Here is a 12,730-nt window from a genome sequence, read left to right as displayed (position 1 = left end):
TAAATTAAATAATAAAATTAAAATTTATGGCAGAGATTACATTGAAAGGAAATAAAATCAATACGAGTGGGAGTTTACCAGAAAAAGACTCTCAAGTAAAGGACGTGGAATTGATTAACACCGATTTAGAAAGAAAAAAAATTTCAGATTTCAACGGGAAGAAGTTAGTTTTCAATATTTTCCCGTCGGTTGATACTGGAGTTTGTGCTCAATCAGTAAGAAAATTTAACGAATCGGCAGGAAATAAAGAAAATACGTTGGTGCTTTGCATTTCAAAAGATTTACCATTTGCACAAAAGAGATTTTGTGCGGCGGAAGGCTTAGACAATGTTTTGATGCTGAGTGATTTCAATAGCGATTTTGGTGATGTTTACGGTTGTGAAATTGTAGATGGGCCAATGCAAGGTCTGCTGAGTAGAGCCGTAATTGTAACGGATGAAAACGGCAAAATCGTTTATAATGAGCAAGTAAAAGAAATTACCGATGAGCCAAATTATGATGAAGCTTTAAGCTATTTGTAAAGAGGTGAAATTAAAAATAATGAGAAAAAAGCGACTTAAAAAAGTCGCTTTTTTTTAAGCCTTAAAAAAATTAACGAAGAATTAACAAACAAAAAGTTTTCTTGGTACAATATTTATAAATAAACTGAAATGAGAAAATTAATTCTTTTGGTAATTTTGGGATTTTTGACTTTATATTCTTGCCAATCTCAAACGAAAAAAACAAAAATAAACATGGATAATTCAAAAAAAAATCATGAAATAGCCACATTAGCAGGAGGTTGCTTTTGGTGTATTGAAGCTGCTTTTGATGAGCTAAAAGGAGTCGTGGAAGTACAATCAGGCTATGCTGGGGGGAGCGTGAAAAACCCAACATACAAGCAAGTATGCACTGGTGAAACAGGACATGCAGAAGTAGTACAGATTCGCTATAATCCGTCGGAGATTTCATATGCGCAATTGCTAGATGTTTTTTGGGTTTTGCATGACCCGACGACGCTCAATCGCCAAGGGAATGATGTTGGCACGCAATACCGCTCAGCAATATTTTATCATAACGATGAACAAAAGGAAATTGCAGAAAAATCGATGGCTCAAAGTGAAGAAAGAGGTGACTACTCTGCTAAATATGTGACAGAAATAGTCCCTTTGAATGATAATTTTTACCCAGCAGAAGACTATCATTCCGACTATTTTGTTAACAATCCTGAAAACCCGTATTGTGGTGCTGTAATTGCTCCTAAAATCAAAAAATTTCATCAGAAATTTCATGATTGGCTAAAACCAGAATTTCAATAAAAAATTTTTTAAGCCTTAAAAAAATCCCTTTACCAAAAATTTAGCTTTCAAAAATGAAAATAGTATTTTTGCCATTCATTCAAAGGTAAATAATGTATAGAACACACAATAACGGAGAGCTTCGGCTAAGTGACGCAGGCAAAAAAGTGAAACTAAGTGGCTGGGTACAAACCATACGAGATAAAGGATTTATAATTTGGATTGACTTGCGAGATCGCTACGGCATTACGCAATTGGTTTTAGAAGAAGAAAAATCTGCCCCCGAATTGCTAGAGAAAGTTCGCCGATTGGGTAGAGAATTTGTGATAAGCGTAACGGGGATTGTAATAGAAAGAGAGGCAAAAAATCCCAATATCCCAACAGGTGAAATTGAGATTTTGGTTGAGAATATAGCGATTTTAAATCCTTCAAAATTACCCCCTTTTACCATAGAAGATGAAACAGATGGAGGAGAGGAGCTACGAATGAAGTATCGCTACTTAGACATTCGCCGAAATCCAGTGAAAAATAAATTGATTTTCAGAAGCCAAGTCGCGCAAAAAGTTAGAGAAATTCTGAGCCAGCAGGATTTTGTAGAAGTAGAAACACCAGTCCTTATCAAGTCTACACCTGAAGGAGCTCGTGACTTTGTCGTGCCATCGCGTATGAACCCAGGGCAATTCTATGCCTTGCCTCAGTCGCCACAAACTTTTAAGCAATTGCTCATGGTAGGTGGTTTAGAACGCTATTTTCAGATTGTGAAATGCTTCAGAGATGAAGATTTAAGAGCTGATAGACAGCCAGAATTCACGCAAATCGATTGTGAAATGGCTTTTGTGGAGCAAGAAGATATTCTAAATATTTTTGAAGATTTACTAAAAAAATTACTTCAAGATATAAAAGGAGTAGAGATAGGTGATTTCCCGAGAATAACTTACGCTGAAGCGATGAAAAAATACGGGAATGATAAACCTGATATTCGCTTTGGCATGGAATTTACCGAGCTGAATGCGTTGGCACAAGGTAAAGGCTTTCAAGTTTTTGATTCGCAAGAATTAATCGTGGGTATCGCGGCACCTAGCTGTGCAGGATATACGAGAAAAGAAATAGACCAATTGATTGATTGGGTGAAGAAACCGCAAGTCGGCGCACTGGGCTTGGTGTGGGTAAAATACAATATCGACGGGAGCATGAAATCATCAGTAGATAAATTTTATTCGCCTGAGGATTTAAAGGCTTGGGCAGATGCGATGGGAGCTCAGCCAGGAGATTTACTATTGGTGATGGCTGGGCCTGCTAACAAAACACGAAAGCAACTGAGTGAACTGCGTATGGAAATGGCAAAACGTCTCAACCTGAGAAATCCAGAAGAATTTGCCCCACTGTGGGTGGTTGATTTCCCTTTGCTTGAGTGGGATGAAGAAACACAACGCTACTATGCCATGCATCATCCCTTCACGGCGCCTAAACCAGAAGATTTGAATTTACTAGAAGAAAATCCCAAAGAAGTCCGTGCCAATGCCTATGATTTGGTGCTGAACGGGAATGAAATTGGTGGAGGCTCAATCCGTATTTATAATAAAGAAATTCAATCTAAAATGTTTGAAATTCTAGGTTTCACAGAAGAAGAAGCAAAAGCACAGTTTGGCTTTTTGATGAACGCCTTTGAATTTGGTGCGCCTCCGCACGGCGGGATTGCTTTTGGATTTGACCGACTAGTAGCGATTTTGGACGGAGCAGAGACCATACGGGATTACATTGCGTTTCCGAAAAATAATGCAGGTAGAGATGTGATGATTGATGCGCCAGCAAAGATTGCAGAAGAGCAGCTAGAAGAATTGAACTTGAAAATAGAAGAAAAATAATTTTTAAAGGCTTAAAAAAATAAAGCTTAGAAAAATTCAATAATATTTAATAAATTTGTTTAGATTTTAAGTTGAAAAGATGAGCGAAAAAACATTTAGAGAAGTTATAGCAGAAGCAATGAGTGAAGAAATGCGACGAGATGATTCCATCTATTTAATGGGTGAAGAAGTTGCAGAATATAATGGAGCTTATAAAGCTTCAAAAGGAATGCTGGATGAATTTGGCCCAAAAAGAGTCATAGATACACCTATTGCTGAAGGTGGATTTTCTGGTATTGGTGTAGGTTCAGCTATGAACGGAAACAGGCCAATCATTGAGTTTATGACGTTTAACTTCTCACTTGTAGCAATAGACCAAATTATCAATAATGCGGCAAAAATGAGACAAATGAGTGGTGGGCAATGGAATATCCCGATTGTTTTCCGTGGGCCAACAGCTTCGGCTGGTCAATTGGCAGCGACACACTCACAGGCCTTTGAGAGTTGGTATGCCAACTGCCCAGGGCTAAAGGTTATAGTCCCGTCTAACCCGTATGATGCCAAAGGTTTGTTGAAATCAGCCATTCGAGATGACGACCCAGTTATCTTCATGGAATCAGAACAAATGTATGGTGATAAAATGGAGATTCCAGATGAGGAATATACCATTGAAATTGGTAAAGCTGACATCAAAATCAAAGGAGATTCTTGTACGGTAGTTTCTTTTGGTAAAGTCATCAAAGAAGCACAAAAAGCAGCAGAAGAATTGGCTAAAGATGACATCAATATTGAATTGATTGATTTAAGAACTATTCGCCCCTTGGATTATGAAACGATAATTAATTCTGTGAAGAAAACCAATAGATTGGTTGTACTGGAAGAGGCATGGCCATTTGGTTCTGTAGCGAGTGAAATTGCTTACATGGTTCAGCAAAAAGCTTTTGATTATTTAGATGCACCAATCAAGAGAATTACAACTCCAGACGCTCCATCGCCTTATTCTTCTGTTTTGTATGAAGCATGGTTCCCTAAAGCGGAAGAGGTGGTGAAAGCAGTGAAGTCAGTAATGTATAAATAAAATTAATAAATCTCTTCACCTATCAATAAAAAGCCGGGAATTCCCCGGCTTTTTTAGGCTATAGTTAATTTTTATAATTTTAGCTTTAGATATTTTTAGCTTCTTCAGCTACATTTTCAGCCACATTTTCAGCTTCTTTTCTTGCTTGATCTTTTAAATCGTTTAATTCCGCTTTAGCTTGACTGATTTTATTATCCAAAGAATCCTTTAAATCAGAAGTAGCATCACTAAATTTTCTTTTAGCCTCATTAATTTTCCCTTTCACTTTATCTTTTTCATCAGGAGACATGTTTTTATATTTCCAAAAAGCAAAAGCTCCTAATCCTAATAATGCTAATAATCCTCTAGACTTTTTCATAATATATTAAATTTTAAATTATTTATTCCTTTGTATAGAAAAATCTGTGCCAAAGTTTGATGAAGTCATTTCTTAGAGCAAATTAATAATTTCTAATAAACTGACTTGAATCAAACCAATGATGAATCCTAAAATAGCGCCCGTCAATTCAATAAATCCCAATTCATTTCTCAAAATATTATTCATCAGATTATTTACCTCAATGGAATCTAAAGCATTGATTTTACGTGAAACGATTTTTCGAATATTTACCTTATTCTCTAAATAGTCATGAAAGTTTTCGCTAGCATTGTCTAAACTCTCATAAATTTTATCTTGCAGCCGTTCTTTGATTTTTTCTTTGGTTGAATTCCCGATGAATAAATTAAAAAATGAATGATCTTTTGGGAACTCATATTCAAAATAATAATCTACTTTTGATAAAATAAAGTAATTGAGATGATTCATATTTTCATCAGTAAAAACCTGTGATTTCAGGGAATCGACAGACAATAAATCATCTGCCACCAAATCTCCAATGCGTTGAGCAATCAAATGCTGCCTTTTGGGGAAAACGCCTTGAAATTTAACGCCTAAAATATTTCTAGGCTCTTTGGGGTTAAACAGAAGCCAAACGGCAATTTTGTTGGTAATCCACCCAATCAATCCAGAAAAAATAGGAATAAAGATAAACTTTAAAATTAAAACCAAAACTCAATTATTTTTTTAAAGCCTTGCAAAAATTTAACCATTTAAAAATTTTTAATCGTTAAGATTTATTTTAAATTTATTTTTCTCTAATTAATCTAAAAAAAACAAGCTTTTCACGAATTTAGATTTAAAATTTCTAAAGCCTTAAAAAATTTCATTCAAATGTAAGATAGCTGCTTACCAGCCAATGATTATTCTCATCACCCTGATTAGCCGTTGCTGGGATAATCACTTCGTAATTGTGCCGCCCAGCTTCTAGAGAACCTAAATTAACTCTCAGTGGTTCAACAGAACTCCCTGGGCACCAGTTTGAACGAGATAAGTCTGAAGAGGCTAAACGTTCTGTAACTTCACCCTTTACACGTTGATAATCATCATTATAATAGCTAGCAGTGTCTTTCTTTACCCAAACGCCAGAGGAAGGATTGAATCTTCTGAAAGACGAACAGTCATCTCGCCAAGGAATAAAGTCAATAGCTTTTTGCCCGTCAATCTTCATCGTATTATTAATTTTGATGAACTCATCACCTCCAGCATGCCCACCGTGCCCAGTTGTGATGTAGTGTAAGGTAACATTTTTAGCTGTTTTAGTTAAATTGAAATTTCCCGCTAAGCTGGTTCTAGAGAAAAAGTCTGGAATTCTTTGCCCATTGGCATAGTAGACTGTGTTTTGCAAAGGTAAAACTTTGGGTGTAGGCCGCGGCCGTCCGCTGTAAATCAAATCTACATCGACTAAATAGCCTTCGCTCGTCCATGTGTCAATCCACACACCGATGTAGAAATCTCCTTGAACTAAAGAAGAAAGTTGAGAAATATCTTGAGTCCAATGCACTTCATTTTCCCATTTTGGTACATAAACTGGCCGAGAGTACTTAATACTAGGAAACTTCACTTCATCACTGTAGTGCCCGACGCCAAATGGAGTCATAAATCTCAATAGCTCCACAGCGGGCTGGTAATCGGGCGTCGTCTTCACGCCACCAAAGGTTTCTTCTACCATACTATTGGCAGGAAATTTTGCATTTCCCTCGGCTACAGTCAAAAGATTTATGTTTTCCATATCAGGAATCACAAAAACAGAGCCGCTTTTGTCCCACCGATCCCCATTTGATTTTACCGTAACTTTAATTTTCACATCCGTTCCATAGGCAAAAACAGGCGCATTGACTTTTTTTATGATTAAGCGCCCATCTTGCAATCTTGAAGCCTTTTCTACTCGGCCTTCTTTAGCAAAATTCACTGATGTATTTTCAAAAACTTTCAACGTTTGAGGCTGAGGGAATGTTTTTTGAGATAAGCAACTTCCTATCACGGCAAGAGAAGTTAGAAGTAAAAATCTTTTCATCATCATTTTGAATTAAGTTATAAAATTAAGGATTATTTCTAGAGTTGACTCGCGCTACATTATAAAAAAGTTTCTTAAAATATTAAAGTTTAACGTATTAATTTGAACGTCAAATAAATACAAGTGTGGGTGGCTTTGAAGCAAGTAGCAAAAGAGGGATTCAATTATATCAATTTGATGAAATTTTTGAAAAGCCTTTAAAATTGTAGATAATGAAATGTTTATTATTAAGATTAAGAAAACTCGGCAAAATTGAGCTAAGAATCACAAAAAACACTGGGTATTAGAAAATAAATATAATAAATTTTAATAGTTAAAATCAGAATCCTATTTTTGCAGTAAAATTAAGTTCTTAATGTTAGGAAGAAGACAGTTACGTGCTAAAGCTATGCAGACTTTGTATGCTTACTACCGAGGCAATAACAACCCGCGAGCAAACGAGAAAAATATGATGAATGGAATTTATGAAATCCAAGATTTATATCATCTCATGTTAAATTTGCTATTGGCAGTAAAATACGAGGCAGAGGCTAGTATTCAAAAAGGCTTAGAAAAAAATCTCCCCTCGGCAGAAGAAGCTAATCCCAACTATCGTTTTGTCAACAATCCTATATTCAAAGTTTTAGAATCCAACCCAGAGCTAAATGAATTTAGAGAAAAACACGGAGAACTAAGCTGGGCAATAGAAAGTTCTTACCCGTCTAAAATTTTTAAAGCCTTAAAAAATTCAGAAGAATATAAAAAATATCAATCCGCAGAGAACGTTTCATTCAATCAGCATCGCCGCTTCATCATCCGTTTATACAAAGATTTCATAGCACCGAGCGAAGAGATTTATAGTTACATCGAAGACAAAAAAATCAACTGGGCAGAAGATTTAGCAATAGCCAATACAATGGTACTAAACACGATACAATCTTTTATTGCAAAAAGTGACGAGAATACCAAACTACTGAAGTTACTTTTAGACGAATCTCACTTAGAATTCACCAAAGAACTAGTAAGAGAAAGTATCGCCCATGAGGTAGAGTTAAATGAAATTATAAAAAATAATGCAAGCAATTGGGAGATTGACCGCATTGCGCTGATTGATAAAATTTTGATGCAAATGGCATTGGCAGAATTTCTCTATTTCCCGAATATTCCACCAAAGGTTACAATCAATGAATACATAGAAATAGCAAAAGATTTTTCGACAGAAAACAGTGCGATTTTCATCAACGGAATTTTAGACAAATCATTAAAAGATTTAACCGAAAAAGACAAAGTTCGTAAAAGTGCCCGAGGTTTGATGTAAATTAGTATCTTTGCACCAACTATAGAATTTAATAAAATAAAAATGAAAAAAGTAATATTGCTGGCAATCATAGGCGGAATGCTAAACCTAGCTTGCGAAAAGAAACAAGAGCAAACAACACAAACAACACAAGCAGCACAGCCAACCCAAGCCGTAGACCCAGCCAATGCACCTGTTTTCACATTAGAGCAAGAAAACTACGATTTTGGAGACGTAAAAGCCAATGAAAAAGTAACAAAAGTAATTACTTTCACCAATACTGGAGCTTCACCTTTGCAAATCAAAGATGCAAAAGCCAGTTGTGGCTGCACCGTACCAAAATATAGTGATAAACCCATCGCACCAGGAGAAAAAGGAGAACTAACGGTAGAATACACCGCACCAGCAATGAATGGCAAGCAAATGAAAACAGTTATTTTAATCACAAATACGGCAAATCAACAAGAAGAGTTTAAGATCTCAGCCAATGTGGTAGGAGGTCAAGATGCGCCAGCACCACCAGCGCCAAATACTAATGTTGCACCGCCGCCAACGTTTAACTAAAAATTTAAAAATATGGGAGGAGATGGAATGACATCAATTTTGTTCTTTGGGTTAATGTTTGTCGTGATGTATTTCTTCATGATACGCCCACAAATGCAAAGACAAAAAAAAGAAAAAAAATTTCAAGAAAATTTAACGAAAGGAACACGTGTAGTTACTACATCAGGGATTCATGGGCGTGTAGCCGACATTCAAGGTGACATCATCTTGCTAGATACTGGCGCTGGTAAACTAAGAATTGAAAGAACAGGAATCTCACAAGAGCTTTCTATTGCAAGGTATGATAAAGATACCGCAGAATAAATTTTTAAAGCCTTAGGAAAATATTTTGGGCGGCAATTACGGCTATACATTCCAATTCCGCAGCCATCTGCTTACAAAAAAATAATGCCAAAAGAGTTCACACCTGCGTGTTCCACTCTTTGGCATTTATTTTTTGTTGTCGCATCTGTCTTTGCGGGATTTCCATTCCTATCCGTGCCGCAATTTAGTGATTAGTAATCAAACAGTTATAGATGATAAACTATCAATTATACAATTTATTCCATTCAAAAATTAAAATAAAATTTGAGGCAAAATCATTCCGTATGAAATTTAAAACACCACAATAATCAGAAATTTTTTAAGCCTTTAAAAAAATAAATTATCTCTGAATCTGAAAAGCTTCTAAAGCATTTTGCGTAGTAATTCGCCCAATTTCTGCAAGCGAAATACCGTAAATCTCAGCCAATTTTTCAGCAATATAAGGTAAAAAGGAAGAGTCGTTTCTTTTCCCACGGACGGGCGCAGGGGCTAGGTAAGGCGAATCGGTTTCCAGTACAATGTTTTGAATATCAATCTGGTTTAAGAATTGGTCAATCTTTCCATTTTTGAAGGTAGCCACTCCGCCAATACCCAATTTCAACCCTAAATCAATGGCATGGAGAGCCTGATTTTCAGTGCCAGTAAAACAATGAAAAACCCCATTTATTTTTTGATTCTTATGGTCTAGAACTTCAAAAACCTCATCAAAAGCATCACGACAATGAATAACAATGGGCCAATTTTTTTCTAGCGCCCAATCAATTTGTTGCGAAAAAGCTTCCTGTTGAATTTCTAAAGTAGAAGAATCCCAATACAAATCAATCCCGATTTCGCCGATGGCAATGAAATCCCTTTGCTGAATGTAATTCTCTACGATACTGAGTTCTTTTTTGTAAGTATCAAATTTCACATCAACGGGGTGAAGCCCCATCATGGCAAAAACAGTATGAGGATATTTTTTTTCTAAATTGAGCATCGCCTCGTGCGTAGTGGAGTCAATCGCGGGCAAAAAAAACTTTTGGACTCCAGCTTTTTGCGCTTTTTCTATGATTTGCTCTCGATCTTCATCAAAGGCAGAAGAGTAGAGATGCGTATGTGTATCAATATACATGGTGTATTTTTTCTTTTAGAATTTTAATTTCTTCATCAAAGCTTCCTGTAGGGAAATTGATGCTGAGTTTTTCGGCTTTCTTTAGCGTGTCGTATAAAAACTTACGATGTGCCAGTGTATTGGGGTTACGAGGGCGGTGCGCCATTGCTTGGTTTAGAGTTTCTACTTTTTGGTTCAGATTCAAAGTTTCAGAAGAAAAGAATAAATGGCTAAATTTTTCCCAAACGAAATTAATTGCCGTCTCATTGGGATGCAGTAAATCAGATTTGAAGTACCTGTAGTCTCGCAATTCGTCCAAAATAATTTCATAGGAAGGGAAGTAATAAACAGCTTGAGGATAATCTTCTAAAACTTTTTCTAAGCCTAAAAATAATGATGACTTACTCAATTGGTTGTCATGAGCGCCATCTCTCCAATGCCGAACAGGGCTAATGGTAAAAATAATTTTAGCCTCGGGGTTGAGGTCAAGGCAAATTTCCACACAATTTTTTAAGGCTTTAAAAATTTCTGCGGGACTCATCAAGAATTTATGAAATTGAGAGGAAGGCACTTTATGGCAATTCCCCACTGTTATTTTTGCTTTTTTCAATTCATAAACCCAAGCTGTACCAAGGGTAAACACAAAAACATGGCTCTGCTGAGTATGCTCATGAGCGATTTCTAATTTTTCATTGATATTGGTAAGCGTCTCCGTTAGTTTAGGTCTAGAAAACAGCGTACTGTGATCCCAGCTAAAGTATAAATCTTGGTAATGAAAAATTTCATTTTCCGTGTAAAATTGGAGTGTGTAGATGCGAGATAGAGCTGTTTCTACTGCCCAAGGATGAAAAAGTGTACCAAAAGGATTGACTAAAACTGGGAATTTACTTTTCTGCAATTTTTCGCCAACTTCGATGCTGAAGCAACTCCCCATGAGTAAAATCTTGTCGCGATGAGAAAGCTGAAAAGGAGGAGTTTTACATGAAACTTCGGTGAAAAGTTGCATAGGCTTAATATCGTCTGGAAATCAATCGGTCACTAAATTCGTACAGAATATCTTTGGATATTTTATGCCCCTCTATCTGTTCGATGAAATTTTGAGCTTTTTGTGTATATTCATCTATCATTTCGCTCACGAGTAGATCAACTTTTAATTGCTTGAAGATTCGTTCTACAGCATAGATTTTATCAATATTCTCAGCAGTAATGCTATACCAGTATTTCAATTCTTTTATTTGTTGTTCGTTTCCTTTTTCTAAAGCCTTAATGAAAAGAATAGTTTTTTTGTTTTCAAAAATATCGCCAGCTTGTTTTTTGCCTACAGCTGATTTTTCGCCAAAAACATCTAGTAAATCGTCTTTGAGCTGAAAAGCAATGCCTAGGTTTTCCCCGAACTGATAAATGCGATCGGCGTCCTCTGGCGAAGCTTGGGCTATAATGGCACCAATTTTGAACGCTGCTGCCGTCAATACCCCAGTTTTTTTCTTTATCATATCCAAGTATTCATCCAAATCCACTTCACTCTGTTGCATAAAGTTCATATCATATTGTTGCCCTTCGCATAATTTTGCAGCAGTAGCCGAGAATAGAGAAATGACTTCTTTGAACAAGTGAGGCTCAAGATCCTCAAAAAACTGATAAGACTGAATCAATAAAGCATCACCAGACAAGATGGCTGTGTTTACATCATATTTTTCATGAACGGTGGTTCTCCCGCGCCTTAGTGGGGCGGAATCCATGATGTCATCATGCATTAGTGTGAAATTGTGAAAAAGCTCAATGGCAATACTGGGTTTGACGGCTTTTTGAATAGTCCCGCCAAAAATGTCGCACGCCATTAGAGAAACAAGTGGGCGAAGTCGCTTGCCCCCAAGCTGGAGAAGGTAATCAATGGGTCCGTATAATTCAGAGGGTTTCTTTTGGTCAAATCGGAGCGCGTCAAATTGCTCATGAAAAATTTCTTGGTATTTTTTTAATGCTTCCATGCAAAGGACTTTGAGTGTAAAAGTAATTAATATTTGTGGCTAAAAACGAATAATTTTAAATTTTTTGAGCCTTATTTAATTTTCAACTAAATTTTAACTAAAATACTCAGCTGTTTGCAACTTAGCTTTTTTTTGCAATTTTAGATTTTCAGTTTACTTTTTTAACCTTCTATGTTTTAATTTATTATGATAAATTTTTAGATTAAAAAACTTTGTAAATGTGAAATTTTAATAAGGCTTTAAAAAAATAATGTTATAATTTCAAATTATAAGTTTATCAAGTTAGCAAAAAAGCATATTTTTTAGTAATTTTGATATAATTACTAAAAGTAAAAGTTATGAGAAATTTAAGTTACAAAGGAATTCTTTTGGTTGCAGGATTATTCTTTGCCTTCGGCTTTATGAAAGCTCAAATTTATAATGTTGTGGATTCTGATTTGGAAATCACGGGAACTTCAACTTTGCATGATTGGGAAATGAATTCTGATTATAGTGAAGGTTACCTGAAGGGGGTCGTGCAAAATTCAAATTTGAAGTCAATTCAAGAAATGAGAGTTCAGATGAAGGTGACTAACCTGAAGAGTGGTAAAGATGCAATGGATAAGGTGGCGTATGATGCGATGAAAAATGACCGATTTAAAAATGTGGATTTTGAGCTTATTTCTGCTACTAAAAAAAATGAAAATTGGGTATTGCATGGCTATTTTACTTTTGCTGGAGCCCGAAAGGAGGTAAAGCTCAATGTTGCAGGAAATGTGATTGGTAAAACGATTACACTGATTGGCAGCTACACGTTTAAATTAACTGATTTTGGCATAGAACCGCCTACAGCTATGTTTGGAACAATAAAGACGGGAGACGATGTTTCACTGAATTTTAACATCAAGTTTAAGTAATTGAAAATTAAATATGAAATTTAG

The 12,730-nt window shown here is 35.9% G+C and carries 14 protein-coding genes; 8 read left to right on the top strand and 6 right to left on the bottom strand.

What is annotated here, in order from left to right:
* The first annotated feature begins 26 nt into the window (after positions 1-26).
* The 4 genes from tpx (at position 27) to QOX03_RS06180 (ending at position 4,199) form a co-directional block, all read left to right on the top strand.
* Positions 27-521 carry a thiol peroxidase gene (gene tpx / locus QOX03_RS06195; protein ID WP_283670459.1) on the top strand — a complete coding sequence of 165 codons (495 nt, stop codon included), beginning with the start codon at positions 27-29 and terminating at the stop codon, positions 519-521.
* Positions 522-650: 129 nt separating this feature from the next.
* Positions 651-1,298 carry a peptide-methionine (S)-S-oxide reductase MsrA gene (gene msrA, locus QOX03_RS06190; protein ID WP_434800598.1) on the top strand — a complete coding sequence of 216 codons (648 nt, stop codon included), beginning with the start codon at positions 651-653 and terminating at the stop codon, positions 1,296-1,298.
* A 92-nt stretch (positions 1,299-1,390) separates the two neighbouring features.
* A complete protein-coding gene (gene aspS / locus QOX03_RS06185) occupies positions 1,391-3,142 on the top strand; it encodes an aspartate--tRNA ligase (RefSeq protein ID WP_283670457.1) in 1,752 nt (583 codons plus the stop codon).
* A 79-nt stretch (positions 3,143-3,221) separates the two neighbouring features.
* Complete coding sequence (locus QOX03_RS06180) at positions 3,222-4,199, top strand: pyruvate dehydrogenase complex E1 component subunit beta (protein ID WP_119059662.1); 978 nt, start codon at positions 3,222-3,224, stop codon at positions 4,197-4,199.
* A gap of 85 nt (positions 4,200-4,284) precedes the next feature.
* Here QOX03_RS06180 and QOX03_RS06175 read toward each other — a convergent pair whose 3' ends face one another.
* The 3 genes from QOX03_RS06175 to QOX03_RS06165 all read right to left on the bottom strand — a co-directional run bounded on the left by QOX03_RS06175 (position 4,285) and on the right by QOX03_RS06165 (position 6,598).
* Positions 4,285-4,557, bottom strand: coding sequence for a YtxH domain-containing protein (locus QOX03_RS06175; protein ID WP_245952959.1), 273 nt, complete (start codon positions 4,555-4,557; stop codon positions 4,285-4,287).
* A 72-nt stretch (positions 4,558-4,629) separates the two neighbouring features.
* A complete protein-coding gene (locus QOX03_RS06170; protein ID WP_283670456.1) occupies positions 4,630-5,247 on the bottom strand; it encodes a DUF445 domain-containing protein in 618 nt (205 codons plus the stop codon).
* 154 nt (positions 5,248-5,401) lie between these two features.
* Positions 5,402-6,598: a PNGase F N-terminal domain-containing protein gene (locus tag QOX03_RS06165; RefSeq protein ID WP_283670455.1), complete on the bottom strand. Its 1,197-nt coding sequence runs from the start codon at positions 6,596-6,598 to the stop codon at positions 5,402-5,404.
* Positions 6,599-6,947: 349 nt separating this feature from the next.
* Here QOX03_RS06165 and nusB point away from each other — a divergent pair, with 349 nt between their 5' ends.
* The 3 genes from nusB to yajC are packed head-to-tail and all read left to right on the top strand — an operon-like array spanning position 6,948 to position 8,735.
* Positions 6,948-7,889 (top strand): transcription antitermination factor NusB, encoded by a 942-nt coding sequence (gene nusB / locus QOX03_RS06160; protein ID WP_283670454.1) that lies wholly within the window; start codon positions 6,948-6,950, stop codon positions 7,887-7,889.
* Between the two features lie 42 nt (positions 7,890-7,931).
* A complete protein-coding gene (locus QOX03_RS06155) occupies positions 7,932-8,432 on the top strand; it encodes a DUF1573 domain-containing protein (protein ID WP_283670453.1) in 501 nt (166 codons plus the stop codon).
* Between the two features lie 12 nt (positions 8,433-8,444).
* A complete protein-coding gene (yajC, locus tag QOX03_RS06150; protein ID WP_119059668.1) occupies positions 8,445-8,735 on the top strand; it encodes a preprotein translocase subunit YajC in 291 nt (96 codons plus the stop codon).
* Positions 8,736-9,075: 340 nt separating this feature from the next.
* On the opposite strand, the gene QOX03_RS06145 is transcribed toward yajC, so the two are convergent.
* From QOX03_RS06145 to QOX03_RS06135, 3 genes are read right to left on the bottom strand one after another with little or no spacing between them, the layout of a single operon-like run.
* Entirely contained in the window at positions 9,076-9,846 is a 771-nt protein-coding gene (locus tag QOX03_RS06145; RefSeq protein ID WP_283670452.1) for a TatD family hydrolase, read from the bottom strand.
* Positions 9,836-10,831: a GSCFA domain-containing protein gene (locus tag QOX03_RS06140; protein WP_283670451.1), complete on the bottom strand. Its 996-nt coding sequence runs from the start codon at positions 10,829-10,831 to the stop codon at positions 9,836-9,838. The genes QOX03_RS06145 and QOX03_RS06140 overlap by 11 nt, the downstream gene beginning before the upstream one ends.
* A 4-nt stretch (positions 10,832-10,835) precedes the next feature.
* A complete protein-coding gene (locus QOX03_RS06135; RefSeq protein ID WP_283670450.1) occupies positions 10,836-11,810 on the bottom strand; it encodes a polyprenyl synthetase family protein in 975 nt (324 codons plus the stop codon).
* Between the two features lie 338 nt (positions 11,811-12,148).
* Between QOX03_RS06135 and QOX03_RS06130 the strand changes: the two genes are divergently transcribed.
* On the top strand, positions 12,149-12,706 hold the full coding sequence (locus QOX03_RS06130) for a YceI family protein (protein WP_283670449.1): 558 nt from the start codon (positions 12,149-12,151) through the stop codon (positions 12,704-12,706).
* Positions 12,707-12,730: the final 24 nt, after the last annotated feature.

The organism is Candidatus Ornithobacterium hominis, from assembly GCF_951229915.1.
GTDB lineage: Bacteria > Bacteroidota > Bacteroidia > Flavobacteriales > Weeksellaceae > Ornithobacterium > Ornithobacterium hominis.
This window is presented reverse-complemented; position numbering and strand designations above follow the sequence as displayed.